Origin of the sequence: Parafilimonas sp., from assembly GCF_051953455.1 — a bacterium.
In the GTDB taxonomy this organism is placed as follows: domain Bacteria; phylum Bacteroidota; class Bacteroidia; order Chitinophagales; family Chitinophagaceae; genus Parafilimonas.
This window is the reverse complement of sequence record NZ_JBQCIT010000026.1, coordinates 1-24,005: the sequence shown is the minus strand read 5'-3', so window position 1 is coordinate 24,005 and position 24,005 is coordinate 1. Positions and strand designations below refer to the sequence as shown.

Genomic DNA, 24,005 nt, shown 5'->3' with positions numbered 1-24,005 from the left:
AATGAACAAGGCCTTCCATCAGTCTTCTCAAAAAACTGATGCCGTAATTTTCACATCACTGTGCTCAAATGCCTTATCAGCAAGTGCTTTAATAACATTGGCATCCTTTTGCTTTCCTTGTTTCTCCAATGCAATAGCAAGACCGGTGTAGCTCCAGCCATTCCGGGGGTTTATCTTTTCGTCGTCTGCAAAAACCTTTGCTGCATCAGTATACCGGCCTGCTTTAATTAACACTGCGCCCAAATACTGCCTTGCAGAATGTACCCAGTCTTTCGGCTCATTATATACCATTGCATCTTCCAGTTCAACAGCGTGCTGCAAATAGACTATGGATTGGGAAAAATTGTTTTGTTCTTCTACCATAACCCCCAATAAAATTTGTTCAGCAATACTGGCGCCATTTATCCCGGGGTTTGCATAGTTAGGAGCAGGCGCTTTCAGTTGCGGGTGTTGCAAGCCTGCCTGCAGCAATACAAGTTCCTGTTGTGCATTATTAAACTCATGCTTTCTGGCATAAGCAAGGCCGCGGGCATAATGCCACAAGAGGTTTGCATATACATAACTTCCCGGTATTTCAGCTTCGTTCAGAATATCATCCCATTTGCCAAAACGTATTTGTGTAAGCAAAGGTGTTGCATAAACATACTGAACAAAAATGCCCATAAAATCAGGCAGGCTCATCCAGCTACTGTCAAAGCTGTTGCGTGTATCAACTGATATGCGCATGGCATCTGCATAATAACCATTCATATTGGCGCATGTTGCCTGCATGTGCAGGTTATGAATCAAGTATAACGATGCATTGTTTACAACAGCGGGGTATACGCTTAAATAATCTTCATAGCTTTTTACTGCCTTATCATTTACATCAAAACCTTTTGTATAATTACCTGTGCGTATATAAATATGTGCTGGCATGTGCACGAGATGCGAAACGCCCGGCATAAGCGTTGATAATTCGTCAGCAATTTTTAAAGCTTTCTCCGGATGATCAGATGCTTCAACCGCGTGAATATAATAATGGGTTGCACCCGGATGAAGCGGTGCTTTTTTAATGATACTTTCCAGGGCGGCTACAATAGACGGCGTCCAGGCTTTGGGTTTTCCATACCTGTCGTATAAATCCCAGGGATGCTGTACCATTAATGCATCCACATATAATGCAGCGGCATCAATGCTTTCAGGAAACTGTGCATGTGCCTGCTTCATTGCATCTGCATATAACTGGTTAAGGTATTCCCTCGTTTGCGTGGTATCTGACGAATATCTTATCTGCATGGCTGTTATCAATGCTTTTTCAACAGGTGTGCATGATGATGAAAATTGTTTGGCTTTGGCAATCGCAACCAATGCTTCCGGCGAAGCTGCATAGCCATAATCGTTGATGTTGGGGCCATAACTCAAAGCCTTGCCCCAATAACCCATAGCGAAGCTGGTATCAAATTTTGTGCTTTTATCAAATGAAGCCAGTGCTTCAATAATATGAAAGCCATAATACATATTAATGCCCTGTTCAAAATAAATGCGGGCACTGTCGTTTGTTGCTGTTACGGGCATGCGGTAATTGCCCCATCCCCTCAGCAGGGGAATAATATTGGAAGAATCTTCCGTATTAAATGCAGCAATATTTACCGCACAGCCTGCACTATTCTTTTGTTTATATTTTAAAACCTGTTGTCTTGCCGTTGTTGTATCAACAGCATTTTTATTGTGATAAAAAAACAGGTATCCTTCAAACACAATGGCGGCAATGGCAATGATAAGCAGTTTCATAGCGGTGTTTTAGCGACATAAATTTATGAATTAGAAAATAAAAACATGAATAATTCAGAAACATGGATTGCCTGCTGCCTGAGTTTTGGGCAGTTTATACGGGAATAAAATAATCTTACATCTCAGCAGTGTTAACCCTGCACCGCCTTATTCAAAAAAATAATAAGCGGGTATAAAGCTTCAAAAGCTTTTATAACAGTTGCTTCAAATTTTTTATCAGTTAATTGTTCATCACTTAAAGGTGCCGTGGCTACAACACTTTTCAGCTTTATAAATTCAATAGCCGGGTTGTTTTCATCATAACCTTTTGGCGGTCTTGTTAAACTCCATTCACTATCGCTGCTGATACCTTTTGTATAAACCGTTTTAAACTTTTTATTATTAATGATGCTTTTAAACTCATCAAAATTGTAATCTATTTCCTGCCTTACTTTTTTCAGCATATCGGCATCAGGCTGGTAAATACCGCCACCAACAAAACTATTGCCGGGCTGCAGGTGTAAATAATATCCACCTGTATTACTCTTTTTTCCACCGGCATTAATGTACGCGCCAAAATTCGTTTTATAGGGGGATTTATCCTTACTAAAACGAATATCCCGGTTAATTCTGAACAGGCAATCTTTTGGCGCAAGCGATACCAATGTTGTATCAATTGTTGAGAAGCCTGATAATATAGCTTGAAGCGAAGCCGTAAAATCTTCTTTGGCTGCTTCATATTTTTTGCGGTTGGCATCAAACCATTCCTTGTTATTATTTTTTGCGAGTTGCTTTAGAAATTGAAGCGTTGATGTTTGTAGCATAGTGTGTAGTTAAGTTGAATAGTTGATACGTTTAATGTTTGATTGGTTCAACCAACCTGAGAGGTTTTTTGCAGGATATAACAACATGGATTCACGTGTGACGATTCATGGCTGGCGAAGTCAGGCTCCTGAATATATCTTCCAGGTTATTGCCTTCCGTTTGTAAGGAAGTTATATCGAGCTGCGCTGCAACAGCGAATTCAAGCAGTTGCCTGCGCAACTCATTTGTGTCGTTGGTGGATATTTTAAAGCTTTGCTCATTTACTGCAACCACCTGTTTGGCGCCGGGCAAATTTTCAAGCTGCGCTTTATTGATCTTCGTTGAAAATCTTACTGCAATACTGTTAGATTGCACATTTTGTTTAAGCGCTTCCACGCTGCTGTCGGCAACAAGCTGGCCTTTGTTAATAATAATAACCCTGTCGCAGATGGCCTGCACTTCCTGTAAAATATGCGAAGAAAATAATACGGTTTTATTACGGCCCTGTTCTTTAATTACGTTACGTATTTCTATGATTTGATTAGGATCCAAACCGCTGGTGGGTTCATCCAGGATCAAAACTTCAGGATCATGTAATAATGCTGCTGCCAGGCCAACACGCTGTTTGTATCCTTTGGAAAGTTGGCCCGTTTTCTTTTTGCTTTCAATTGCCAGGCCAGTTAACTCAATAACGTTTTGAATTTTTTCTTTTGCATGCTGAACTCTATGCACGCCGGCAATAAACTGTAAATATTCTTTTACATACATATCGTAGTACAAAGGATTGGATTCCGGCAGGTAACCAATCTTTTTCTTGGCATTCATCACATCCTTATTCACATCTGCGCCACACACTTTTATATCGCCGGCATCAGGCTGTAAATACCCGGTTATCATTTTCATGGTCGTACTTTTACCAGCGCCATTCGGGCCAAGAAAACCTACAATTTCTCCTTTGCCAACAGAGAAGGAAACATTGTTCACCGCTTTTTGTTCGCCGTATTGTTTTAAAAGATTCTTTACTTCAATTGACATGTTTTTATTATTGAACCTTCTTCTATTTTTAATTCCAAGGGGATGATAAGATTGTTTCTATTTTAAGTTTTGTCACTTTCTTTTCTTGATAAAAGAAAGTAGCCCCCGCCTGACCGAATCAGTCGGGCAGGAAAGAAAATCAAGAAAAAATGATATTGCTCAGTATCATATTTGTTTTTTAATTGTCTTTACTAACCTTCTTCGTCGGTTTCAGCACATTTTCCCACGCCCTGATTAAACTTTTGTGCTGATGACTTTTCAGCGGTTTAGCCTTGATGTTTAGGTTTAATCAGCGTGAGTATGTTCAAGCGCTTAATTGTTTATAGCTGTTACATTCACGTTTCACGATTCACTTTTCACGAAAATCAATCCTGTAAATCCTTTAATCCCACAAATCAGGGTTCAGACAAGCTGCCATCTGTTCAACGGCACAAGTGTTGCGACGCAAGGAACGATGCCACAATGTATCAATTGCTGGTCACCAAATAAATCAAGCTGCCTGCAAGGCCATAACAACTATAAATTTTCAACGAGCTTACATTCGCATCTGACGATTGACGATTCACGAACCCTGTCAACATTCACAAAGATAGCCGCTGAAATAAAGCAGAGGCTTACCACTCCGTTAATAAAAACATTTTTATTCTTTGCTATGTAAAGATGTTTAATAAATTTACGCCTCACAATAAATATATAGCTCATGCCATATCCGTTTCAGATTACATCGTTAGAAGAATACCAGTTACGTTACAAGCAAAGTGTTGAAAACCCTGAAAAGTTCTGGGGCGAAGTAGCTGACAGTTTTTTATGGAAAAAGAAATGGGATAAAGTGCTCGAATGGAATTTTACCGAACCCAAAGTTGAATGGTATAAAGGTGGTAAATTAAATATTACAGAGAATTGTATCGACCGCCATTTGGCAGAGAAGGGCGATTTGCCGGCTATTATATGGGAGCCGAATAATCCTGAAGAAAGAACAAGGGTGGTAACTTATAACCGCCTGCATAAACGTGTTTGCCAGGTAGCACAAATGCTCAGGAATAATGGCGTTAAAAAGGGCGACCGCGTTTGCATTTATATGGGCATGGTGCCCGAACTGGCTTATGCTGTTTTGGGTTGCGCAAGAATAGGCGCTATTCATTCCGTTATATTCGGCGGCTTTAGCGCGCAAAGCATTGCCGACCGTTTGGAAGATGCCAATGCCGAATACATTATTACCTGCGATGGTGCCTTCCGCGGCGAGAAAGTTATTCCGCTGAAAGACGTAATAGACGATGCATTGGTAGGCAATAAAACGGTAAAAAGAGTGATTGTTTTTACAAGAACAAGAACACCTGTATCTATGATAAAAGGCCGCGATATCTGGTGGGAAGATGAAATGCTGTATGCAGAAGAACAGGTGGAGAAGAACGGTGTTGTTAAGTTTGATGCAGAAGAAATGGATGCGGAAGACCCGTTATTTATTTTATATACATCCGGCTCCACCGGGAAGCCAAAAGGTGTGGTGCATAGCTGTGCAGGGTATATGATATTTACCACTTACAGTTTTGTAAACGTATTTCAGTACCAGTTTCCGCAGGTGCATTTTTGTACGGCCGATATTGGCTGGATAACCGGGCACAGTTATATTGTTTACGGGCCGCTGGCAGCAGGCGCAACATCCTTAATGTTTGAAGGCATTCCTACCTGGCCTGATGCAGGCCGCTTCTGGGATATTGTTGACAAATACAAGGTCAATATTTTATATACGGCGCCCACGGCCATACGCAGCTTGATGGGTTTTGGTGAAGCGCCCTTAAAAGATAAAGATCTTTCTTCATTGCAAATACTGGGCAGCGTTGGCGAGCCCATTAACGAAGAAGCCTGGCATTGGTATAATGAAAATATCGGTAAGAAAAAATGCCCCGTTGTTGATACCTGGTGGCAAACCGAAACGGCCGGCATATTAATATCCAACCTGGCTGGCGTAACTCCGTCAAAGCCAAGCTGGGCAACGCTTCCGCTGCCTGGCGTGCAGCCGTTGCTGGTGGATGAAAATGGCCAGGAAGTCACAGAACCTGATGAAGAAGGTTTATATAAAGGCAACCTTTGTATTAAATTTCCATGGCCTTCCATTATACGCACCACGTATGGCGATCATGAACGCTGCCGCACCAATTATTTTGCTGCCTATCCCGGTTTATACTTCACCGGCGACGGCGCTTTAAAAGATAAGGATGGCAACTACCGCATTACCGGTCGTGTGGATGATGTATTAAATGTAAGCGGCCACCGTATTGGCACTGCAGAAGTGGAGAATGCCATTAATATGCACAGCGGTGTGGTGGAAAGCGCTGTGGTTGGTTACCCGCACGATATAAAAGGCCAGGGCATTTATGCTTATGTAATTTATACCGGCACCCACGATGCCGAGCTTACCAAACGCGATATTACCATGACCGTTAGCCGTATCATAGGCCCTATTGCCAAGCCCGACAAAATACAGTTTGTAAGCGGCCTGCCTAAAACACGCAGCGGAAAAATTATGCGCCGTATTTTACGCAAGATAGCTGAAGGCGAAACCAAAAATATTGGCGATACCACTTCATTGCTCGACCCGAATATTGTGGAAGAGATTAAGAACGGAAAGGTGTAGGGGGAAATTAATTTGCTGCCTTCTCTGAGCAATTTTCAGGTTGAGACCGCAACTTAAACGTGCCTGCAAAGCCCTTCAAATTTTATGGACTGGGCGGGCACTTTATATTTATTGTATGCTACTTTATCAATACCCGTAAAATGAGGAATTTCAATAAAAGATTTTTTTTGTTTGCGTCTGTTTTAATCGGCCTACTGCTTATTCCTTGTTTTATTGCAGCATGGGGAGAAGATGAAGGGACTTTAAACAACAATATTTTCTTAGTAGCACTTTCAAAAACATTTTACATTCTTCGTTTCCCCACGCATGTATTATTCTGGAAATTCTTTTCCCATAACGGAGAACTTTTTCTTGGCGGACTTATACTGAACTGTATGTTTTTTGGACTGGCAATTGAAAGAGCTATATATGTTCTAAAACAAACAACTTCATTTTTCAGGACTAAGCATCTTCCCACAAGTTAATTGCATATGATTATAAAATAGCACAGGTTCGTTTAGTATTGCCATCGCCTTCTCGCCGTAGCAGCGTCTTCATAGCAGCCTTGTGCAACATCAATAAGAAATCAATAAATTTGATAAAAGAATTGTATGACCGCTGATATAAAAAATGAATTGCACAAACTGATTGATAACTGTGATAGTGAATTGTTGCTATCTGAAGCTAAGGCCTTGCCGGCATCAGGCCCGGAAGTAAAAGACTGGTGGGATGAATTAACAGAGGAAGATAAAAACCTTATTATGGAGTCAGAAGAAGAATATGAAAAGGGCAATTTCATTACACACACTGAATTGATGCAGCAATTCAAGACATGGAAAAAGAAATAGTTTGGTCTCTAATAGCTCAAAAAGATTTTTGGGAAATCGTTATTTATCTTGAAACAAATTGGGCGCCAGAAGTCTTAAACAAATTTTAACGCAGATTAGAACTTAAGATGAAACTACTGCAAAAACAACCCGATATTGGTTATAAAAGCTCAAAACATTCCCGGTTCAGGCAAACATTAATTACCCGCCGTTATAGACTTATCTATAAGATAAAGCGAAATTATATTGTTATTTTAAGGCTTAAGCATACAGGTATGCAATAACATATATCAATACACGGGCCATCAAGATTGTTGAGCACAAAAAATCATATCCCCATGCTTTTTAAAAAATGCTCTTTATAATTACTGCCAACCGGTATTTCCTGCTGATGAATAAAAACCCGGTTGCCTTCAATACCAGCCACTTTCGACATATTGATAACATAGGAACGATGAATGCGGATAAACTTATTCTGCGGTAACATTTCTTCCAGCATCTTCAGGTGAAAGCTGATGAGGATATTTTTTTCATGAAAATAAATCTTTGTAAAATCACGCTGCGCTTCTGCAAATAATATATCATCAAAATTTATTCTTATCAGCCTGCTGTCAATCTTTACAAAAATATGATTAGATGACAATGATCCCGGCTGAAGCTCTGCCGGTTTTTCTTTTATTGTCAATACAGGCAAACTTAATTTTTCCTGCACACGAATGACCGCCTGTTTAAAACGCCCGGGTGTGATGGGTTTTAGCAAATAATCAACAGCCATCAATTCAAAACCTTCTACCGCATAATCAGCATAGGCCGTAGTAAAAACAACCAGTGGCGGATTTTTTAATGAACGCAAAAAATCAATGCCGCTGATGCCCGGCATCTGTATGTCTAAAAACAATACATGAACAGTCGATTCATGCAATGCCTGCCAGGCCTCGGTGGCATTGATACATTCTTTTATCACCACCCAATCAGGAAAGTGCGCAAGATGTTCTGCTATCATTTGTCTTGCCAAAGGCTCATCATCTATTATCAGGCAGTTAATCATTTTTTACTCAAATTAATATTGGTGATAACGGTAAATAAATGCTGGCCGCTTTTTGTTTCAAAAGAATAATTATCTGCATAATAATAGTTCAAACGCTTTTGAATATTCTCCAGTCCGATACCTCCTTTTGCCGGCATATTTTTTTTGCAGGTGTTGGATACTTTACAATACAGGTTTTTATTTTTTAGATTTAACTGTATGGATATCCAGCTCACCTTACCGGTTTCTTCCACACAAAACTTAAATGCATTTTCCACCACCGGCATAAACAATAAGGGCGGAAAAGCCACCGACGCATCATCAACTTCATAATTAAAATTAACAAGCGTGTGGTTTAAACGGATTTTTTCCAGCTCAATATAATCTTTCAGCAACTGAATTTCTTTTCCGATGGTATTTTCCTTTTCATCCTGGTACAAAGAATACCGCATGAAATTAGCCAGGCGGGCAACCGTTTCTGCAGATTGTTCTTTTTTATTCTTTAATATCAGCGCATAAATATTATTGAGCGTATTAAAAAGAAAGTGAGGATGTATTTGCGATTTCAAAAAATTAAATTCCAGCTCCACATTTTCTTTTGCCAGTTGCAGCGTGGTCACCCGTTGCCGCAAATAGGCTGTACTTATTTTTATGCCAACAGGCAAGGCCATTAACAACAACAGTTGGTATATAACACCTAAACTTGCTATTCTCGTAAGGATAACATTTAAACTGCCCCTTTGCAAATAATTATAATAAGAAGGTTGTTGATCCTTTAATGTTTCCATGCATTCCCGGCATGCGTTGAGAATCGACATTTCCCATCCCGCGTCAATAACGGCATATAGAACCACGAGCAAAAGCGATGCAAGTATGCCTTTAAAATATTTTTTTCTTGCAAAGAATTCAGGTATTACAAAATATATCAATGGATAATAAACCATCATTAAGCAAACCGTTATCCTTATTGGATATAAGTAAGCGGCAGGCGTGCTTCTCAGGTTGTTAAACGATACGAGATTAAAATACCACTGCGCCCCCAAAAATATTGACCAAAAAAGCAGGTGCAGTAAAACCCTGCGCAATTTTCCTGAACGGGATTGATAATTTAAAAACCTGAAACGCATAACGTAAAAGTAGCGATCGATGCCTTGCAACAAAATATTACCGATAAAACTATGTTTTACGGCAACCAATGGCTGTTGGGCGGCAACAAAGCTCGTACGTAGTTGCTTTTTTATTTATTCCTGTTAAATACCGCTTGGTTAGTAATTAATAAAGGCCTGTCGATTTTATTTGTCTATGGTTTTGCGGCCGCATTTTTTTGCTTCATAAAATCACGCAAACATGTTTACGTTTTTAAAAGCAGCATTCGGCAATATACAGCAAACAGGCTCTGTAATAGAAAGCTCATCACATCTTTCCAAACGCATGACCCGTATTATTAATTTTAAAAAGACCGTGCATATTGTAGAATTGGGCGCGGGCACCGGAAGCATTACGCGGCATATACTTTCTAAAATGAGCCGGCATTCAAGTCTTACAACTTTTGAAATTAATCCCACGCTTTTTGACCGGCTGGAAAAATTTCATGATGAACGGCTTACTACAATAAATGATGATGTGTTGTTCCTGCCCAAATATATTTCCGACCGGTCTGTTGATTATATCATCTCCGGTTTGCCGCTCGCCAATATTGCTGCAAAACAAAAAAACAGCATTTTGCACGCCTGTAAAAGAGTGCTTAAACCAAACGGTTATTATATACAGTTTCAATATTCATTAAACGATATAAGCCTGCTTAAACGGCAATTCTTTTCGGTAAGCTGTGGTTTTGCACTCCTTAACATCCCTCCTGCATTTGTTTACTATGCCAAAAATTAGCTTATGGATTCCCTCGTAACAAAAAAGTTTTTGCGCATAGTTTGGGTATGTTTTTTATTAACCTGTATTTCTTTGTACGTAATATATTCGCCCTATCTCACCGGGCAAAATATTGCTGCATTTATTAAGCGTTACAACCATCAAATGCTGGCAGCATTTTTTATAGTTTGTGTTGTACGCGGTTTTACACTTGTGCCCAGTACGCCGTTTTTGTTAACAGGTATCATACTTTTTTCGGCAACACCGATTTTATTATTAATTGTATTTATGGCGAGCATTTTTGTTGTGGCGACGTTGCTTTTTTATGCTTCGGACTACCTGGGTTTTGCACGTTATTTTGAAAAACGATACCCGCACAAAACCGAACAGGTGAGGCGTAAGCTGAATGGCCGTTACGGCTTTTGGTTTATATTAATATGGTCTTTTACGCCTTTTACGCCCACCGATCTCGTATGCTATGTGGCTGGTTCGCTAAGAATGCGTTTTATGAAATTTATCTTGCCGCTGATATTGGGAGAAGCTATAATTTGTGCGATATATATTTTTAACGGAGCTGCGTTGTTATATAAGCAGCAGTAAAAATAACAGTGCTTAAAAGCATCTCCACGCAAACCAATCTTACACAATTAAACCAGCACCGATTGATTTGTCCTCTTATTTTTAATTGTGTATCATTTGCCTGGAACCAGCTAACCGCCCATCTATATATAAGGAATAATAATAAGCGCCTGAAGCAAGTGTTGATGCATCAATACGAATGCTGCCTTTACCTCCACCCGAAATATTTAATTCCTTTAATGGCTTACCGTTTACATCGGTGATAATAATTTTTGCCGATGAAAACTTTGCAGGCAGTGAATATGGCACCGTTGTGCTATTATGAAACGGATTAGGCATATTCTGCTCAAGCGATGCCCCAGTTATTACTGCAGCTTGTTGATTATTGACCGTTAACTGTTTTGAACCGATCATTACCTTTAACTCATCTATTTGTTTTTGCAGGTTATTTATTTTTTCCTCTTTTGCTTCATTTTCCCTGCTTAATTCCTGCACAGCTTTTACCAGCGGCACTACAAAATCACTATAACGCAATCCATATAAACCGTCCTTGCTTTGCGGTATGTCAACACCGCTGAAATTGTAGTTCAGTTTCCTGGCTGCAGCTTCCACTTCCTGCGCTTCAAAACCGTTGTAAACAATCGTTGCTGCACGCGCTGCTTCTGCCTGCATTTCCTGTTTCAGATTGTTATAGGCGCTGTCATTTGCCGAATTTCTTTCATAATGTGCATTGAGTGCATTTACATCAACCGTATAAGTAATGGGTTTAAGTAAATTGATAAAAGCCAGCCCCTTTACATCATCTTTTTTATTCTTTTTATAACGGCCATCAGAAAAAGTTGTCCATGAAACCTGCCCGCCAATGGAAACAATCCCAGTGTTTCCTATGCGCACTTTATTCGATCCGTCTGCCCGGGCCATATAACCAATGGCTGTAGCATTGGTTAAATTTCCTGTGCTTACGTTAGCAAAATACCCTATAGCAGTGTTCCTGTTGCCTGTTGTATTATTGTATAGCGCATTATACCCATATGCAACATTACCATTACCACGGGTGTTGTTGTATAGGGCACTTACCCCTACCGCTGTATTCTGATAGCCTGATGTATTTTTAAAAAGCGCCCTGGCCCCGCTGGCAGTATTGGAATAACCATTTGTATTTGCAGTAATTGCACTTAACCCGTTTGCTGTATTCTCATATCCGGAAATGTTGGCCATAAGCGAGCCTATACCCGTAGCCGTATTTGAATAGCCTGTAATATTATGATTAAGGGCCAGCTTACCGGTTGCCGTATTACCTGAACCTGTTGTGTTTTCAGAAAGCGCAGCCGTGCCCGTTGCCGTATTGCCGGTACCTGTTGTGTTTTGCGCAAGTGTATAATAACCGCTTGCCGTATTGCCCGTGCCTGTTGTATTCATGAACAGCGAAGACTCGCCCATTGCCGTGTTATAATCCCCGCTTATGTTGTAATAAAGCGCCTGGTAGCCGTTAGCAGTATTACCATGCCCGGTTGTGTTACTGTAAAGACTTTTATATCCTGCCGCTGTGTTCGCCCAGCCTTCTGCATTATTGTAGAGGCTTGCATGTCCTATAGCCGTATTAAACGAGCCCGACCTGTTGGCATACAAAGCATAAGCACCATTGGCTGTGTTTGATTGCCCGGCCACATTATTGCGTAAAGTATTAAATCCTATCGCGGTATTGTTATTGCCCGAAGTGCCTGCAATCAATGCATCCGCGCCCAGGGCTGTATTTGCCAAACCTGTTCCTGTGTTATAAGCAATAAACCTTGAACCTCCTATATAGATTGAACCATCAAGGTATATATCTTTCCACGATTTGGAAACTGAACCTATATTTATATCACTATCATTTCCGGGAAGAAGTGATGCATTTACTGCAGTAACAGTATTTAAATTCGAGAGGCTTTGATTAGCGTCTTGTGCAAATGTGTGCTGAAGGAAGATCATGGCCAATACAATGGCATTAAACCTTTTCATAGATTTTTATTATTGTTTGTAATAATTATTTAATGGTAGAAAAAAAGCTTGCCATGTATGCGGCATGCATATTATACTGCATGGCAAGCCTTACCTGCGGGCGCAGGCAAATAAAGTGTGTGCGGTTAGCAGCGAAAATAATCAGGCGCCTAACTGCTTCATAAAATCTGAATGATCCCAGGTAACCGTTATGTGCTCAATAATATTATCGTCGCTAAAACGGAAAACGAAAATATGGTCGCTGTCAAAAGTTTTGCCTTTGCTTTCAATGCCGGCAAAGTCTTTTGCCTGCGTGCCACGAATTACAACCTGGCAACGAATGGTGCTTTCATCTTCAGCAACGGCAGCATCCAAAGTGTTATCAATATCAGGAAAGCAATCTATCAAAGCTGTCCAGATGCCTTTGCCCAGCTCGCCAATTTTGCCGGTTCCGGCATCGCCCAAAGGCACAAATTCAACTATGCCATCGGCATTGCAAAGCGATAACATCTTATCAATATTTTTTTGTTGATAAGCAAACATAAATTCAACGCAGGCATTTTTTAAACTAAGCTCATGCTGCATTGCTATTGTTGTTTCCATGATATACATTTTTGTTTTTGAATAATTTGTTTTGTTGAACAAAATTATTCAGCCGGCGCGGGCTGGCATTGTAAGTATGCGTCAATCCGTTGTAAAAATGCGACAACAAAGTATCAGCTACCGGCCGGTTTTTCTACATAATTAGCGAGCTCTGTATTTTCTTTTAAATACTGCTGTGGTGTGCGGCCTGTAAATTCTTCAAAGTCTTTTATAAAATGCGCCTGGTCATAAAAATTGCATTCATAAAAAATTTTAGGCCAGTCAACTTTCTTTTTGCCTGCAATAAGATTGCACAAATAGCCAATACGGCGAATGCGGGCATAATATTTAGGGCTTAACCCCACCTTCTGAAAAAACTTTCTTTCAAAAGTGCGGCGGCTCATGTAGCTTTTTTCAAGCAGGTCGTTTACCTGCAGCATACCATTCTGCTCTACAATAAAATTGGCTGCTTCATCAATATAATCGGGCTCGGGTTTCAGCATACGTAATTGCTGCAACATAAATGCTTCCAGCAACGCCACTTTCTCCTGCTCATTATTAGCCGATTTAATAGCAGCTATATATTTATCCGTAATTTCTTTCGTAAACAGTTTATACAGGTCAATGCGTTCTTCAACAAATTCAAACATGGGCCAGTTAAAAATTGTTGCCAGCGCCGCAGGTTTAAACACAATGCCCGCAATGCCTATGGTTCCCTGCAAAAACAAATTATAACTGTAAATGCTTTGCCCTGCTGCAAACTGGAGCGGCACCGGCAGCTTCTCATATTTTTTATTCTGCAGGTGATAAGCATCTCCATAATTAAACACGATGGAACAAAAACCGCTCGGGGGCGATTCAACAATCATTGTTGAATCCATTGGGCCTTCGCTGTCCCATATAAAATAACATACGATGAATGGCTGCAGCGCCTCACAAGGCATATGCTTATGATAAAACATTTTGTAAGATAAAAGATTATCAGTAACGGTGCGACTTCAATGGGCTGCTACTTTTCAAACCATCTCGCCCGTTTTTTTTGAATGCGGATTCAGGTATCAGGCACATTAGCGCCCACCCCGCAAAATGCTGCCTTCTTCTTTACTGTTTAAAATGGATGCTGCAAACACAATCCATAAATCGAAAGAGATAACTAAAAATCAAATGGCAATTTATTTGGAACTGGTTTTCATTTGGCTGACTGTTAATTTTCCTACTTTTAATTCCACAATTTATTTTGTAAGGACAACAAATGAAACTGGAAATGAAAGATGACCAGGGCAACTATAGCAACAACAGGAGTGGCAAGTTTGGGCACTGCTAATTTTGAATGCACTACATAAACTAATAAGTATAACGATGACAAATAACAAGATCTTTTTTGCACCCCAGCTTTTTATTCCGGCCGGCGTCTCAGATATTTCATTTTATTACAAAGCATTCGGAGCTGTTGAGATCAGGCTATGGTGGAACGATGATGGCAGTGTTCACGTTGCTGAACTTTCTATTGGCGGAACAATTTTTCATTTGCATGAGGAGCGGCCAGCTAAGGGACAACTTGAACCAAATAAAATAAAAGGTGTTACAACACTTATAGGTCTTTTTGTTGACGATGTAAACACGGTAATGAATAAAGCAATCGAAGCCGGAGCAATACTTTTAAGTCCCGCTCAAGACTACGATTATGGTTACAGGCAAGGAAATATTCAAGATCCGTTTGGACATCAATGGATGATTGAAATGAAAATATAATTAATTAACCGGCAATGAAAAAACGTCCTATTCCTATTATTATAGTTTCCGTTTTATTTATTCTTGTTGGATGTACGGGATTTGCTTATCATGTAAAAGAGCTTTCCGATGAGCCGTATGAAACAATATGGGTTCTTTTTGTGGAAATTTTAGCCGTAGCTTGTGGCATTCTTTTGCTTTTTAGAGTTGGCAGGGCACGATGGCTTGCGATTGCATGGCTGCTCTATCATGTTATAATAAGTGCATTCAACTCAACGTCTGAAATGACTGCTCATATAGCTTTTTTAGTAATAGTTTCCGTCCTGTTGTTTTTACCGGTATCAACAACATATTTCAAAGTAAAGGCGGGCACTTAGAAAAGAATGAAAAAGCTACGCCATCAACTTTATTTCCCGCAATTAGATGGCGTAATGCAGGCGCCCGGTATGCCCGGATGAAGACACTTCCAATGGTTTTAAATATGACGGCTGGTGCGCACCTTATTTCTACGAAGCCGACGAAGCTGCCGGTGTATGGTGTTTACTGGCAGGCCAAAGTCCTTCCCGGTTATTATAGTGCTTTACTAACAGCGGGCTTTAATTTCAACCTGCAATTTTATAACAGCTTCTTCCAATTCATTCCATTGCTATAATTTTAGCCCTTATCAATTACAAAAAAATGCAGGCAATTGCTTTTGATATCAGAACCGTAAATGTAATGCGCTATGTGGTGCCGCTGCGCGAAGGCGGCTCGCTGCCGGCCATTGCAGAAGCAGATGACGGCTTTATGTACGTGGTAAAATTTAAAGGCGCCGGCCAGGGCAAAAAAGCGCTTATTGCAGAATTAATTGGCGGCTTGCTGGCTAAAATACTCGGGCTTAAAGTGCCTGAGATAGTTTTTGCCAACCTCGATGCTGCATTTGGCAGGACTGAGCCTGATGAAGAAATCCAGGACCTTTTAAAAGCCAGCACGGGTTTGAATATGGGGCTGCATTATCTTTCCGGCGCTGTTACATTTGATGCGGCTGTTACGCCGGTGAATGAAATGCTGGCGTCAAAGATTGTGTGGCTGGATTGTTTTATCTGCAATGTTGACCGCACAGTACGCAATACCAACATGCTTATATGGAACAGGGAATTATGGCTGATAGATCACGGCGCTTCTTTATATTTTCATCATGCATGGCAGAGTTTTCTAAAGAATGCGCAGCGGCCTTTTGAACAGGTGAAAGATCATGTGCTTTTGAAATACGCGTCAAGGCTTGAAGATGTTGATGCATTGTTTCATACAATATTAAATGATGAGATAATTGACGCAATAGTAGAATTAATTCCTTCGGCATGGCTTGAAGAAAACGATAGCGATGAAACGCCGGAAATAAAAAGGAATATGTATGCACAGTTTTTAAAGGCGAGGTTTGCCGCATCAGCCATTTTTACAAAAGAAGCAATACATGCAAGAGAAACTATTATTTGAATATGCCGTTATACGGGTGGTGCCGCGTGTGGAGCGGCAGGAATTCTTTAATGTGGGTGTAATTATGTATTGCGCTGCCGCCGGTTTTTTGCAAACAAAATATGAGCTGAATAAAAAAAAGATAGCTGCTTTTTGTGAAGAGATTGATATAGATGACCTGCAAAAAAGATTGCTTGTGTTTGAACAGATATGTAAAGCCGATAAAAGCGCCGGCCCCATTGCAGCCTTGCCGCTGGCGGGGCGCTTCAGGTGGTTAACGGCTGTGAGGAGCACGATTGTGCAAACATCACCAGTACACCCCGGTTTGTCGGATGATCTTGAAACAACGCTGGATAAACTTTTTGAAACGCTGGTGTTGTAAGGCCGGGATATCATCACATTCAGAGAATTGCTACCGGTCAGACGCTTTAAAAGCGTCTGACCGGTTGACTAACATAATACTTGGCAGGATTTTTTTACATAGCAGTGTATGAGAAAATTTTATCTCTTTTTTCCACAATTTTTAATCTGTCTCGCTGCCTGCCATTTTGTTATTGCACAAACAACTGCTGATACAGCCGGACCCTGGCAAAAAATTATTCCCGGTGCTGAATATGAAGCAGGCGGTTTTAAGCGCTGGCTGTGGGGCAATAATTACAGGAATGAATGGACAATGCCTGCCACCATCCACGTATTAAACCTTGACAGCAGTGCTGCCAGCTTTAAAATACTTTCCACCGGTATTAACAACAATTTACTGAACCTGCACGTGCAAAATGCAGCCGGCAAAGAATATTTAATAAGGCCGGTTGATAAACATTTGGGGAAAATTCTTCCTGAACTTTTCCGCAAAACGTTTGTTGAACAAAGGTTAACAGATGGCGGCTCTGCCTCTAATCCTTATGCCGGTGCGCCTGTGCCCATGCTGGCAAAAGCTGCGGGTATTTATTCGGCAAATATTTCTTACCGGTATGTGCCTTCGCAACCACTGCTTGGCGAATACAACAATGTATTCGGTGATAAATTTTTTGTATTTGAAGAACTCGTGCCGGGCAATTTTGAAAGCTATATTACAACAACGGTTTTACTGGATACATTAAACAACAATACCAATATTAGTATTGATGAAAAAGCATTAATAAAAGCAAGGTTGTTCGATATGTTTTTAAACGACTGGAACAAGCCGGAACAAAACTGGCTTTGGGGCAAAACAATAAGCGGCGATAAAACGGTATATATTCCTTTACCCGTGAACCGCGACCAGGCGTTTTCCAATTATGACGGGTTATTGTTTGGTGCAGGTTTAGGCATAGGCAGGTTAAACTATTTTCAAAAATTTAAAAAAGATATTCCAAGTGTAAAATTTATTAACCAGCGGGAAAAAGACCTTGACCGGAGACTACTCAATCAAACCAGCCTGGAAGAATGGATAAGCATTGCAAAAGATTTACAGCAGTCCCTGGCAGATGAGGTTATTGAAAATGCCGTTAAACAATTCCCGCCGGAAATGTATGCCGCCACAGGTAATGCAATAACTTCAAAACTTAAAGAAAGGCGCAGGCATATTGTGGAATGGGCAAATGAATATTATCATTTTCTTTTCAAAGAAGTGCAGGTAACAGGTTCTTCCAATAACGATAGGTTTGATGTGCAACGCATTAATAACAACGAAGTGCGGCTGCAGGTTTTTGAAGCGGATAATAACTCTCCTCATTATTCAAAAACGTTTAAGTCTTCCGAAACAAAAGAAATAAGATTATTTGGATTGAATGGCAATGACAGTTATCATATTTCAGGCGAGGGTAAAAATAACATCAGCATAAAAATAAGTGATGGCCTGAATAATGATTCTGTTATTGATATATCAACGTTAAGCAAAAAAAATAATACCATAACGGTTTATGCAAAAGATGGCATTAAAACAAATGGTGCCAACAGCATTCACATCAACAGCGATACTATGAACCGGTCTTATCATTATGACTGGTTCCGGTATAACCGGCGTGGTATATCGCCCATACTATTCTTTACCCTGGAAGACAGGTTATTTGCAGGGCTTAGCTATAATATATTATCGAATAGATGGGACAAGCGTCCTTTTGCTTCTGTGCAAAATTTCAGCCTGCATTACTCCATCATGGAAAAGGCACCAAGCCTTACCTATAAGGCATTATTTCCAAAGCTTATTTTAAAATCAAACCTGTCGTTGTTAGCTAATTATGATCATGTGCGCTGGCAATTTTATTATGGGCTGGGCAACAAAACAACACATGAAGGCATTCGTAAACTGAAATATTATACTACAAGAACAAGGCAGTGGATATTCAGGCCACAGCTTACAAAATATTTTGGCAATAGCAGCATTGGTGCATTTGCCAGTGTGCAGGGTATAAAAGTGATAAACGATACGGCGAGGTTTATTGCCAATCCCGGCATGAATACCACTAATTTTAAATGGCAAACTTATGCAGGCGGCGGTTTAAGCTATAGTTACCAGCTATTGAATGATGCCATTGTGCCAACAAAAGGTTTTTATATTAACGCTTCGGCAATGGGCGAGCAAAATGTAAACGACCGTTCAAGCCATTATATAAAGTATGGTGGGAATGCTTACGTTTATATTCCGCTGGTATCAAAATTTTCACTTAATCTAAGGGCTGGCATTTCTACTGTTACAGGCAACCCTGAATTTTATCAATATCCTTCAATCGGTGGTGTAATATTCCGCGGTGTGCCGGCAGACAGGTTTCGTGGTAAAACAGCCTTTTATAACACAAATGATCTTCGTTTTATCTCACCTTTTCATTCCTGGTTCTTTAATGGCAAGGCAGGCTTCCTGATTTTCTGTGATGATGGCCGCGTTTGGCTTTCGGGTGAAAAATCAAATACATTACACATTGCTTATGGCGCCGGACTTATAGTTGCTCCTTTTAACCTCATTTATTTAGATGCCACATTTGGGTTTTATAAAAATGAAAATACACTGCAGGTTCGGGCAACATTTCCATTGCCGAAGTAACAGGCTTTAACGTGTCTTTATTATCTTCAATACATGAATTATATAAAACAAGTTGAAATCAGGTGGAGTGATCTTGATCCTAATTTTCATCTACGCCATTCTGTTTATTATGATTTTGGTGCTTATTGCCGCATCAATTTTTTGTTTGATAACGGCATAACAGAAGATATAATGCGGGAACATTCTATCGGCCCTGTTTTATTCCGCGAAGAATGTTGTTTTATGAAGGAAATAATTTTGGGTGATAAGATAAGTATATCGCTAAAGCTGAAATCCGTTTCAGCAGATTTCAGGAAATTCTCTATGCAGCACGAAATTTTTAGAAACGACAATGAATTGGCTGCGCTATTAATTGTTGATGGCGCATGGATGGATACAGTAAAAAGAAAAATAGCTGCGCCCCCGCAAATGGTGATTGATACATTGAATACCATTCCGAAAACAGAAGATTATAAAACGGTGTGATCTATTTTGAAACTTAAAATAAGTATAAACAAGGAAACCCGGGCTCAACCTAATTCTTTCTTTGCCTTTTGTTCGCGTATCATTTCAGGATAACCCATTCTTCTTGATAAAGCAGAAAGGGCCATTGCAATTCTTTTTGTTTTGGTAGGTTCTGTTTTAGCACTGTCTATCCACTTACTAAAATAATTTCTGTGGCTGCCGTTTAACGAATAGAAATGTTCCAGCGCTGCCGGTTCATCATTTAAACAGGCCATAAAATCTTCATTTAATTGCAGCGGCTTATCATCGGCTTCAAGCATTGCAGTTATTATTGCGCCTTTGCGTTTGCCAATTGCTTTGCGCATAACTGCATTTACCGGCATTATAAAATTACCATCGCCCATTGGCATTATAGCTACGCTGCTTATTTTATAATTATCCAGTTTACCTTTTACGCGATATATTTTCTTACATCCGGGTTTTATTTGCTGTGCAATATCAGCAGGTATTACAAAATAAGTCCAGCCGGTTTTTTCACCCTGTTCATCAAATTTCAATAATGTAGCGGTGATTTTTACCATCGTTATACTGCTTTCAGGTTAACCGTGCTTTGTGAGTGGTATATCGTGAGTAATCTTTAAACATGCAATCCAAAAAAAGCAATTCAGGACACTGTATTTTATATTTTGAGCCTACAATAAATCAGTTTTCACTTTCATCTTCATTCACTTCAATGGCTTCATCGGCGGCATTGGCTATAATTACATTACTCATTTTACGCAGCGGGTTACTGCGGCTTTCATCATAATCTGCGCGGCGTTTAATTATATCTATGCATTCAAACAATGCTGCAAGAAAAGAAGAAGCGTCTGCCTTGCCTTTACCTGCAATATCGAAAGCGGTACCATGATCGGGGCTTGTTCTTATTGCCGGCATTCCTGCTGTATAATTAACGCCCTCGCCTATTGCCAGTGATTTAAACGGAATTAAACCCTGGTCGTGATACATAGCCAGCACAGCATCAAACTGCTGGTAATGCGCTCTTGCAAAAAAAGCATCGGCGCTAAACGGCCCAAAAGCAAGTATGCCTTTATCTTTTGCTTCCTTCACAGAAGGTTTTATAATAGTTTGTTCTTCATTACCCACAAGGCCTTCATCGCCTGCATGAGGGTTTAAGCCTAACACCGCGATCTTTGGCTTTTCAATACCAAAATCTCTTTTCAGGCTTTCATTTATTATAATAAGCTTGCTTAATATACTTTCTTTGGAAATATGGGCAGCTATATCTTTTACAGGCACATGTTCTGTAACCAGCGCCACGCGGAGGTTTGAAGCAACCATCAGCATAACCACATCATTTAAACCAAATGCATGTTTCAAATAAGGCGTATGGCCTGTAAAATTAAACTCAGCACATTGGATATTCTTTTTATGTAAAGGCGCTGTTACAAGGCCCTGTATTAGCCCATCCTTTAAAGCATCCACCGCATGTTGCAAGGATATCCTTGCATACCGGCCGCCGGTTTCGTTTAACTGTCCGGCAGAAATAGGCACTTCTTCATCCCAGCAATTAAATATATTAAGCTGCTTATGGTTAATACGTGAAAAATCTTTCACAGACTGATACGAAAAATTGATTTCAGGCATTGATTTACGGTAAAAATTTATGCTCTTGTTACTCGCAAAAACCACGGGCGTACATTGGTCGAGAATGCGGTTATCACTTAATGTTTTAATAATAAGCTCAATACCAATACCATTAATATCACCACTTGTAAATCCTATAAGTGGCTTTTGCTGTTCTGCGTTCATAATAAATTAATAAACATTGTTTGGGTAAAAGTAAATTAATCCACAATAAAGCCTGTACCAGGATTTATTCGTACATGATTTCTTTATGGCAAAAGTACTTGTATTTTAATTCTTTGCACGCAAAGCAACTAATACAATCCTTTACTGGCGCGATTGTTGAATAATTATCAAATAAAAATATATGAAACAAACTATGAAAACGGCTGCTGCAAAGATGTTTTCATTATTATTTATTTTTTGCTTCATTACTTGCTGTTTGTATGCACAGGAAACTTCAGAGAATCCAAAAGTTGCAGCTACAGCAAACCCATCGCCCTGGTATGACCATACCTGGATCTGGATAGTAGGATCAGCCATATTTATTTTAATACTGGTAAGCCTGCCTGTAAAAAAATCCAAGTCAACCACATTGAAATCTAATTGAATTATTATAGCAGGAAAATAATGGAGGTTGCGAAATGCAACCTCTTTTTTATTGGGTATCGTAAGACCATTTAACCCATGTAGCGCCCCACGTAAATCCACCGCCAAATGCAGCGAGAATCAGATTGTCGCCCTTCTTTAATTGCTTCTCCCATTCCCACAAACAAAGCGGTATGGTTGCAGCAGTAGTGTTGCCATACTTTTGGATATTAATCATCACTTTTTCTCTTGATAACCCCATGCGGTTTGCAGTAGCATCAATTATTCTGAGATTGGCCTGGTGCGGCACAAGCCATGCCACATCATCTGCACTCAAATTATTTTGTTTCATTATCTCTGCACTTACGTCGGCCATGCCCTCTACAGCATGTTTAAATACGGCCTTGCCTTCCTGGTAAATAAAATGTTTTTTAGCCTGAACCGTTTCAATAGTGGCGGGTTCACGGGAGCCGCCGGCTTTCATGTGCAGGTATTCAGCACCGTTTCCGTCACTTTTTAATATACTGTCTTTGATACCCGTTTCATCGGTGGAAGGTTCCAATAAAACAGCGCCGGCACCGTCACCAAAAATTATACAGGTGGCCCTGTCGGTGTAATCAACTATGGCGCTCATCTTATCTACGCCAACCACCAGAACTTTTTTGTACCGTCCGCTTTCAATAAACGTGGCCCCGGTTGTGAGTGAATACAAAAAGCCACTGCAGGCCGCGCTTACATCAAAACCCCATGCATTTGCTGCGCCAATTTTAGCCGCAATAATATTTGCAGTGGCGGGAAAAACCATATCGGGTGTTACGGTGCCTACAATAATGCAATCAATTTCAAGAGGGTCCAGATTTTTCTTTTTGATTATTTCCTGAATGGCAGGTAAGGCAAGATCGCTGCTTCCTTTACCGGCCCCTTTCAAAATTCTTCTTTCACTAATACCTGTTCTTGTTCTTATCCATTCATCATTTGTTTCAACCATCTTTTCCAGTTCCTTATTCGTTAACCTGTACTCCGGAACATAACCGCCTACAGCAGTAATGGCTGCAGTTATTTTACTCATATTTTAAAATATTGTGTTTCAAAAGTATTGAAATTATAATTATTGACAGAACCCGTCATTGCTTATACGGCGCTTCAAACATACCCGTTTGCCTGTTTTTGCGAACGTTATCCGCATGAAAGTATTTTCCATTCATAGCTATATAAACACCGGGCGGCAGGGTTTGCACAAAAGCCAGCGCACTGCCAAGATTAAACAACCCGTCTGAACTGCCAAACTTGTACGGTATCATTGCGCCGGTAAGTACAATTGTTTTATTTTTTATTTTACCGGATAACACTTTAGCTGTATCAGCCATTGTATCCGTACCATGTGTGATAATAATTTTATCTTCTTTAGCCGTTTCGCAATGATGTGTAATCAAATCCCTGTCTTCATTGCTCATGCCAAGGCTGTCAATCATCATTAGCGTTCGTATATCAACATCTATATTGCTGCGGCCAAGCTTAAGCATTTCCGGTAAATGCGAATCTTTAAAAAAAAGCTCGCCGGTAAGCTCATTATATTCTTTATCGAATGTGCCGCCGGTTATAAAAATGCGTATTGCCATAATAAAATTTAAGTTTACAAGGTCATGATTTTCTTGTTCACGGACTGAAATTAAACCATGCGTTTTAAACTTAACCAGCTTGTCAAACAAGTGAACCTGTGAACACGTAAACGCCTGAATTTTTTCTAATTATTTTTCCCTTTCAACATAGGTACGAAAGAAAAATAATCAAACCATTCTTCATCATAACTGCCATCAGCTTTTTTGGTAAGGCGCAACATACGTTGTTTATCGCCTTCATTCACAGGCAACACCATTAAGCCGCCAGTTTTTAACTGCTCCACTAATTTAGGCGGGATAAAAGGCGCCGCTGCCGTAATAAGCACTTTATCAAAAGGCGCATAGGCCGGCAATCCTTCAAAGCCATCTCCGTAAAAAAATTTTATGCTGGGATATTTTGTTTTGAAGAAGAAAGATTTATTAATGTCGTACAATTTACGCTGTCGTTCTATTGTATAAA

The 24,005-nt window shown here is 40.0% G+C and carries 25 protein-coding genes and 1 pseudogene; 13 read left to right on the top strand and 13 right to left on the bottom strand.

The features are described 5' to 3' along the window. Positions 1-27: 27 nt before the first annotated feature. The 3 genes from ACTHN6_RS10260 to gldA all read right to left on the bottom strand — a co-directional run bounded on the left by ACTHN6_RS10260 (position 28) and on the right by gldA (position 3,591). Positions 28-1,773 carry a tetratricopeptide repeat protein gene (locus ACTHN6_RS10260; RefSeq protein WP_440435666.1) on the bottom strand — a complete coding sequence of 582 codons (1,746 nt, stop codon included), beginning with the start codon at positions 1,771-1,773 and terminating at the stop codon, positions 28-30. Positions 1,774-1,904: 131 nt separating this feature from the next. Continuing rightward, the gene (locus ACTHN6_RS10255; RefSeq protein WP_440435665.1) at positions 1,905-2,576 is read right to left on the bottom strand and encodes a DUF2461 domain-containing protein; all 672 of its coding nucleotides are present in this window, start codon (positions 2,574-2,576) and stop codon (positions 1,905-1,907) included. A gap of 91 nt (positions 2,577-2,667) precedes the next feature. After that, positions 2,668-3,591, bottom strand: coding sequence for a gliding motility-associated ABC transporter ATP-binding subunit GldA (gene gldA, locus ACTHN6_RS10250; protein ID WP_440435664.1), 924 nt, complete (start codon positions 3,589-3,591; stop codon positions 2,668-2,670). Positions 3,592-4,291: 700 nt separating this feature from the next. Here gldA and acs point away from each other — a divergent pair. From acs to ACTHN6_RS10230, 4 genes and pseudogenes are all read left to right on the top strand, one after another. Then, positions 4,292-6,226, top strand: a complete 1,935-nt coding sequence (gene acs / locus ACTHN6_RS10245) for an acetate--CoA ligase (RefSeq protein WP_440435663.1) — start codon at positions 4,292-4,294, stop codon at positions 6,224-6,226. Between the two features lie 140 nt (positions 6,227-6,366). Next, positions 6,367-6,690: a hypothetical protein gene (locus tag ACTHN6_RS10240; protein WP_440435662.1), complete on the top strand. Its 324-nt coding sequence runs from the start codon at positions 6,367-6,369 to the stop codon at positions 6,688-6,690. A gap of 126 nt (positions 6,691-6,816) precedes the next feature. Beyond that, a complete protein-coding gene (locus ACTHN6_RS10235; RefSeq protein WP_440435661.1) occupies positions 6,817-7,053 on the top strand; it encodes a hypothetical protein in 237 nt (78 codons plus the stop codon). 104 nt (positions 7,054-7,157) lie between these two features. Next, positions 7,158-7,316: pseudogene (locus tag ACTHN6_RS10230) on the top strand (hypothetical protein); the annotation flags it as partial. A gap of 44 nt (positions 7,317-7,360) precedes the next feature. On the opposite strand, the gene ACTHN6_RS10225 reads toward ACTHN6_RS10230, so the two are convergent. Both ACTHN6_RS10225 and ACTHN6_RS10220 read right to left on the bottom strand, forming a co-directional pair. After that, positions 7,361-8,080 (bottom strand): LytR/AlgR family response regulator transcription factor, encoded by a 720-nt coding sequence (locus tag ACTHN6_RS10225; RefSeq protein ID WP_440435660.1) that lies wholly within the window; start codon positions 8,078-8,080, stop codon positions 7,361-7,363. Beyond that, positions 8,077-9,186, bottom strand: a complete 1,110-nt coding sequence (locus ACTHN6_RS10220; RefSeq protein WP_440435659.1) for a sensor histidine kinase — start codon at positions 9,184-9,186, stop codon at positions 8,077-8,079. Before ACTHN6_RS10220 ends, ACTHN6_RS10225 begins: the two co-directional genes overlap by 4 nt. A 220-nt stretch (positions 9,187-9,406) precedes the next feature. Here ACTHN6_RS10220 and ACTHN6_RS10215 point away from each other — a divergent pair, with 220 nt between their 5' ends. Together ACTHN6_RS10215 and ACTHN6_RS10210 are read left to right on the top strand one after the other, a co-directional pair. After that, the gene (locus ACTHN6_RS10215) at positions 9,407-9,943 is read left to right on the top strand and encodes a class I SAM-dependent methyltransferase (RefSeq protein ID WP_440435658.1); all 537 of its coding nucleotides are present in this window, start codon (positions 9,407-9,409) and stop codon (positions 9,941-9,943) included. 3 nt (positions 9,944-9,946) lie between these two features. Next, a complete protein-coding gene (locus ACTHN6_RS10210) occupies positions 9,947-10,522 on the top strand; it encodes a TVP38/TMEM64 family protein (protein WP_440435657.1) in 576 nt (191 codons plus the stop codon). An 81-nt stretch (positions 10,523-10,603) separates the two neighbouring features. Here ACTHN6_RS10210 and ACTHN6_RS10205 read toward each other — a convergent pair whose 3' ends face one another. The 3 genes from ACTHN6_RS10205 to ACTHN6_RS10195 all read right to left on the bottom strand — a co-directional run bounded on the left by ACTHN6_RS10205 (position 10,604) and on the right by ACTHN6_RS10195 (position 14,007). After that, positions 10,604-12,502, bottom strand: a complete 1,899-nt coding sequence (locus ACTHN6_RS10205; protein ID WP_440435656.1) for a hypothetical protein — start codon at positions 12,500-12,502, stop codon at positions 10,604-10,606. Between the two features lie 141 nt (positions 12,503-12,643). Continuing rightward, a complete protein-coding gene (locus tag ACTHN6_RS10200; RefSeq protein WP_440435655.1) occupies positions 12,644-13,084 on the bottom strand; it encodes an ester cyclase in 441 nt (146 codons plus the stop codon). A 113-nt stretch (positions 13,085-13,197) separates the two neighbouring features. Next, positions 13,198-14,007 carry a DUF6597 domain-containing transcriptional factor gene (locus ACTHN6_RS10195; RefSeq protein WP_440435654.1) on the bottom strand — a complete coding sequence of 270 codons (810 nt, stop codon included), beginning with the start codon at positions 14,005-14,007 and terminating at the stop codon, positions 13,198-13,200. Between the two features lie 415 nt (positions 14,008-14,422). Here ACTHN6_RS10195 and ACTHN6_RS10190 point away from each other — a divergent pair, with 415 nt between their 5' ends. From ACTHN6_RS10190 to ACTHN6_RS10165, 6 genes are all read left to right on the top strand, one after another. Next, on the top strand, positions 14,423-14,815 hold the full coding sequence (locus tag ACTHN6_RS10190) for a VOC family protein (RefSeq protein WP_440435653.1): 393 nt from the start codon (positions 14,423-14,425) through the stop codon (positions 14,813-14,815). A 14-nt stretch (positions 14,816-14,829) separates the two neighbouring features. Next, positions 14,830-15,171, top strand: a complete 342-nt coding sequence (locus ACTHN6_RS10185) for a hypothetical protein (protein WP_440435652.1) — start codon at positions 14,830-14,832, stop codon at positions 15,169-15,171. A gap of 301 nt (positions 15,172-15,472) precedes the next feature. Further along, entirely contained in the window at positions 15,473-16,270 is a 798-nt protein-coding gene (locus ACTHN6_RS10180) for a HipA family kinase (protein ID WP_440435651.1), read from the top strand. Continuing rightward, entirely contained in the window at positions 16,248-16,631 is a 384-nt protein-coding gene (locus tag ACTHN6_RS10175) for a DUF3037 domain-containing protein (protein ID WP_440435650.1), read from the top strand. Before ACTHN6_RS10180 ends, ACTHN6_RS10175 begins: the two co-directional genes overlap by 23 nt. A 108-nt stretch (positions 16,632-16,739) precedes the next feature. Next, positions 16,740-19,268 carry a hypothetical protein gene (locus ACTHN6_RS10170; protein ID WP_440435648.1) on the top strand — a complete coding sequence of 843 codons (2,529 nt, stop codon included), beginning with the start codon at positions 16,740-16,742 and terminating at the stop codon, positions 19,266-19,268. Between the two features lie 33 nt (positions 19,269-19,301). Further along, complete coding sequence (locus ACTHN6_RS10165) at positions 19,302-19,733, top strand: acyl-CoA thioesterase (RefSeq protein WP_440435647.1); 432 nt, start codon at positions 19,302-19,304, stop codon at positions 19,731-19,733. A 44-nt stretch (positions 19,734-19,777) separates the two neighbouring features. Here the strand turns inward: ACTHN6_RS10165 and ACTHN6_RS10160 are convergent, their stop codons facing one another. Together ACTHN6_RS10160 and pdxA are read right to left on the bottom strand one after the other, a co-directional pair. Continuing rightward, entirely contained in the window at positions 19,778-20,293 is a 516-nt protein-coding gene (locus ACTHN6_RS10160; RefSeq protein WP_440435646.1) for a YdeI/OmpD-associated family protein, read from the bottom strand. A gap of 121 nt (positions 20,294-20,414) precedes the next feature. Further along, a complete protein-coding gene (gene pdxA, locus ACTHN6_RS10155; RefSeq protein ID WP_440435645.1) occupies positions 20,415-21,524 on the bottom strand; it encodes a 4-hydroxythreonine-4-phosphate dehydrogenase PdxA in 1,110 nt (369 codons plus the stop codon). A 181-nt stretch (positions 21,525-21,705) separates the two neighbouring features. On the opposite strand from pdxA, the gene ACTHN6_RS10150 reads away from it, so the two are divergent. Then, positions 21,706-21,948: a hypothetical protein gene (locus tag ACTHN6_RS10150; RefSeq protein WP_440435644.1), complete on the top strand. Its 243-nt coding sequence runs from the start codon at positions 21,706-21,708 to the stop codon at positions 21,946-21,948. A gap of 48 nt (positions 21,949-21,996) precedes the next feature. On the opposite strand, the gene ACTHN6_RS10145 is transcribed toward ACTHN6_RS10150, so the two are convergent. The 3 genes from ACTHN6_RS10145 to ACTHN6_RS10135 form a co-directional block, all read right to left on the bottom strand. After that, positions 21,997-22,995, bottom strand: a complete 999-nt coding sequence (locus ACTHN6_RS10145) for a beta-ketoacyl-ACP synthase III (protein ID WP_440435643.1) — start codon at positions 22,993-22,995, stop codon at positions 21,997-21,999. A 55-nt stretch (positions 22,996-23,050) separates the two neighbouring features. Beyond that, a complete protein-coding gene (locus ACTHN6_RS10140) occupies positions 23,051-23,545 on the bottom strand; it encodes an asparaginase domain-containing protein (protein ID WP_440435642.1) in 495 nt (164 codons plus the stop codon). Positions 23,546-23,670: 125 nt separating this feature from the next. Then, a partial coding sequence (locus tag ACTHN6_RS10135; RefSeq protein WP_440435641.1) for a protein-L-isoaspartate O-methyltransferase family protein occupies positions 23,671-24,005 on the bottom strand: 335 nt, incomplete at its 5' end.